The organism is Pseudoalteromonas sp. TB51, from assembly GCF_000498055.1.
Classification (GTDB): domain Bacteria; phylum Pseudomonadota; class Gammaproteobacteria; order Enterobacterales; family Alteromonadaceae; genus Pseudoalteromonas; species Pseudoalteromonas atlantica.
Map to the genome: position 1 here is coordinate 1 of NZ_AUTO01000020.1, position 3413 is coordinate 3413.

Below are 3413 nucleotides of genomic sequence, written 5' to 3' on the forward strand. Positions count from 1 at the left end.
GCTTCTTTTAATTCGGCCACGCTGTCAAATACAATTGTAGAAGCGCGTTGTACTACGGGATTTACCACACCATGGGTGTAGGCTTTTTTACGCCCCGTTGATACTAACTGGGTATTTTTATTTTTGCTTGTCGACATTACCAATCCTTAAGCCTTATTTGAAAGCCATTGTTCAATTAAAAAACGCGAAATTGAATCGACCCGAGGGAGTTTATAATGATCGCCTTCATCGCCCATATTGCCAAACGCCTTAACTTCTTCGCGCGTAAACCATTTGGCATCGTCTAATTCGTCTTTATCTACGTTTATTTGCTCAGTTTTAGCCTGAGCAATAAAACCCAACATAATAGAAGAAGGAAATGGCCAAGGTTGCGAGGCAATATAACGTACATTATCAACGTCAATGCCTGCTTCTTCTTTAACTTCGCGCGCTACAGCTTGCTCTAGTGTTTCACCTGGATCTACAAAGCCTGCCAATGACGAATACATACCTTGTTGCCATATTGCTTGGCGACCCAATAAACAACGCTCTATTCCATCTTCAAATACTTTAGTAACCACCATAATTACTGCAGGGTCAGTGCGTGGAAATGTAGGGTGCTTGCAGTGCTCGTTTTCACATAGGCGTGAATGCCCTGCCTCTACTAATGTATTTTTACTGCCACAACGCCCACAAAAACTATGCGTTGCATGCCAATAACATAAGCCACGTGCAAGTGCGGCTATAGAGCCATCTTGTATATCAACGTGAGGGCCATATTGGCGTATATCAAAAAACTGTGCGTCGCCTATAACGCACTTGAGTTCGTCATCGTGTATGGCTGAAACATCTAACGCAAACACACCCTGTTGCTCAGTATTTGAGCCTAAATAAATAGCGTTTGATAAATCTAAATGGGCAATTTGCTGATACGTTAAGTAGCACACTTGAGCTGCGTCTTTATAAAACAAAGTGTGGTTATTATTCACCAAAAGCCACTTACTTTGTGCCGACATTTGCGCGTTTAACCACGCCGCGTTTTTACGAAAATTAGACCCGCGGTCTAATGGCATGTCGCTGTAATAAAGCATGTGAGTCCTCAATAACATGGTATGGCGTAAAATTACCATAACCGCTGAGTAAACCCAATTTATTACAGCAATAAAAAAAGCCTATACTAGCTATATAGGCTCTTTATTAAAAACTCTCATGTTGCAGGCACTTAGCCGCTATATTTTATGCTTTAGAGTAGCAAGCTATCATCAATTAAATGAAACTGTTCTGCACTTTGTTTAAGCACCTCTGCGGTTAACTTATCGGCGCCGTAAACATCGCACGGTACATTGTATTGATTTTTTAAATGCCCTAGCAATAATGCAAAGTCGCCATCACCAGAGAGCAAAATAACTTTATCGAGGTTTTTGCCTTGCTCTAGCATATCTATCGTTATACCTACATCCCAATCCCCTTTTGCGCTGCCGTCGCGGCGCTGAATAAACGGCTTTAGTTTTACCTCAAAGCCAATAGCACGCAAAATATTTTGAAACTGGTTTTGTTTTTCATCACCGCGGTGAATGGCATACGCAAATGCACAATCTATAGAGTACTGTTGCTTCATGTGCGCCCAAAATGCATTGTAGTCAAAGTTTTTACGGTAACTTTCGCGGCACGTGTAATAAATGTTTTGTACATCAACAAAAATACCGACACGTGGCTTACTGATTTGCTGATCGTTTTGTAAAGTCATTTGTTTCCTTAAGTGCTCACAACTCAGCGCAGCTGAAATAAAACGCCATTAACGAGTGAACCTTGCAATTTTGTTTTAAGTAACCTAAATTGGTTACTTAACTAAATGTAACCAAATTTGGTTACTTGATTCTATGTAACTGCATTAAGTTACTTTTTGGATTTTTATGATTGGTGTGATCAGCGGCGATATAATTAAATCGCAAAAAATACCTAAGCAGCAATACGATGCCATGCTTTATCAGCTAGAGCAAAGTTTGCGTGCAATTAGTGATAAAACATCCCTGTGGACCATATACCGAGGTGATGCTTTTCAGTTACAAATAAATCAAAGCGAGCAGTTAATTAAAACCGCTATTATCATTTATTTGCATTTAAAGTCGGCAGGTTACGAGCTACGCCAAAGTATGGCCTTAGGTGAGGTAGACAACCCACGCAGCGATATAAAAACAGCCACCGGCTCGGCCTTTGTGCTCTCAGGGCAAGGCCTTGATAAAATAGCCAACCATCGCTTTACCTTACAGGTAGCAAAGCACACCCTAGATGAGGGCTTTAGTCTTAACCTTGCCTTTGTTGATACCTTACTTAGCAAAATAACGCAAAAACAAGCCAATGCGCTTTACGTGTATTTAACCCAGGCCGATAACAGTCATGCAGCACTGGCAAAAGAGCTTAACACCAGTCGCGAAAATGTCACTAAATTGCTTAATTTAGCAAATTATCAGCTTATAGAGCGATTTATAGTACACGCTAAACAGGTCATAACAACGATTGCAAAAGGAAGTGAGTAATGGGGTTTTCGTTATTATTAGCGGCATTAATTATAGGCCACCTAGTCAGTGACTTTTTTTTACAACCAATGAGCTGGGTAAACGATAGAAACACCCACCACTTTAAAGCTAAAAAGCTCTACCTGCATGTATTAGTACACGGTGTGGTTAGCGCCGTTATTTTAGCGCTTTGGGAATATAGCTATGGCTGGCAACAACTAAGCACCGTGTTACTTTCAACAGCTACAATTATGCTTAGCCACTACCTAATAGATATTGCTAAGTCGTATTCTAACAAAGGGGTTGTGCCCTTTTTACTCGACCAAATCGCGCATATAGCCGTAATAATAGCGCTGTGTATTTATATAACTGATAACCAAAGTTTAATCGCGTACGTAAGCGCACTTGCCACAAACCCTAAAGTGCTTTGGGTTGTATGCGGATATTTAATTATATTAAGCCCAAGTGCCGTATTTATAAGAATGATGCTTGAAAGGCTCACCGCTAACTTTTCAAGTGAGGGCAGCTTACCGTTGGCCGGACAAAGCATTGGCATGATAGAGCGAGTACTTATGCTCAGCTTTATATTACTTGACCAATTTGCTGGGCTTGGCTTTTTGCTAGCTGCCAAGTCGGTATTTAGGTTTGGCGATTTAAGTGCCAGTAAAGATAAAAAGCTCACCGAGTACGTTATGCTAGGCACCTTACTAAGCGTTAGCGTTACCTTGTTTGTGGGTTTAGGCGTTAATTCGTTGATCAGGTAAGTATAAATTACAAATAATAAAAAACGCGCTACTTCTATTAAAAAGGTAGCGCGTTTTTTTATCGGCGTTTAATTAAAGGCCAATACAATCTTTAATAATGATTAATCGTTATTTGGGCGACGACGGCGCTGGCCATTACCACCTACCGATTGGC

Annotated in this window: 4 protein-coding genes and 1 pseudogene; 2 read left to right on the top strand and 3 right to left on the bottom strand. The window is 40.7% G+C overall.

All coding sequences use genetic code 11. The features are described 5' to 3' along the window. The 3 genes and pseudogenes from L650_RS24055 to L650_RS0100530 all read right to left on the bottom strand — a co-directional run. Nucleotides 1–137, bottom strand: a pseudogene (locus L650_RS24055) (cystathionine beta-lyase); the annotation flags it as partial. Between the two features lie 9 nt (nucleotides 138–146). Continuing rightward, nucleotides 147–1070 carry an NAD(+) diphosphatase gene (gene nudC, locus L650_RS0100525; protein WP_029771750.1) on the bottom strand — a complete coding sequence of 308 codons (924 nt, stop codon included), beginning with the start codon at nucleotides 1068–1070 and terminating at the stop codon, nucleotides 147–149. 152 nt (nucleotides 1071–1222) lie between these two features. Further along, complete coding sequence (locus L650_RS0100530) at nucleotides 1223–1726, bottom strand: NYN domain-containing protein (protein ID WP_004589523.1); 504 nt, start codon at nucleotides 1724–1726, stop codon at nucleotides 1223–1225. Between the two features lie 166 nt (nucleotides 1727–1892). Here L650_RS0100530 and L650_RS0100535 point away from each other — a divergent pair, with 166 nt between their 5' ends. Together L650_RS0100535 and L650_RS0100540 are read left to right on the top strand one after the other, a co-directional pair. Then, entirely contained in the window at nucleotides 1893–2516 is a 624-nt protein-coding gene (locus tag L650_RS0100535) for a hypothetical protein (RefSeq protein ID WP_029771752.1), read from the top strand. Then, a complete protein-coding gene (locus tag L650_RS0100540; protein ID WP_029771754.1) occupies nucleotides 2516–3259 on the top strand; it encodes a DUF3307 domain-containing protein in 744 nt (247 codons plus the stop codon). Before L650_RS0100535 ends, L650_RS0100540 begins: the two co-directional genes overlap by 1 nt. Nucleotides 3260–3413: the final 154 nt, after the last annotated feature.

What these genes read in the sequence shown, in the direction of transcription:
- nudC (WP_029771750.1), bottom strand. Translation starts at nt 1,070, where the DNA reads ATGCTTTATTACAGCGACATGCCATTAGACCGCGGGTCTAATTTTCGT.
- L650_RS0100530 (WP_004589523.1), bottom strand. Translation starts at nt 1,726, where the DNA reads ATGACTTTACAAAACGATCAGCAAATCAGTAAGCCACGTGTCGGTATT.
- L650_RS0100535 (WP_029771752.1), top strand. Translation starts at nt 1,893, where the DNA reads ATGATTGGTGTGATCAGCGGCGATATAATTAAATCGCAAAAAATACCT.
- L650_RS0100540 (WP_029771754.1), top strand. Translation starts at nt 2,516, where the DNA reads ATGGGGTTTTCGTTATTATTAGCGGCATTAATTATAGGCCACCTAGTC.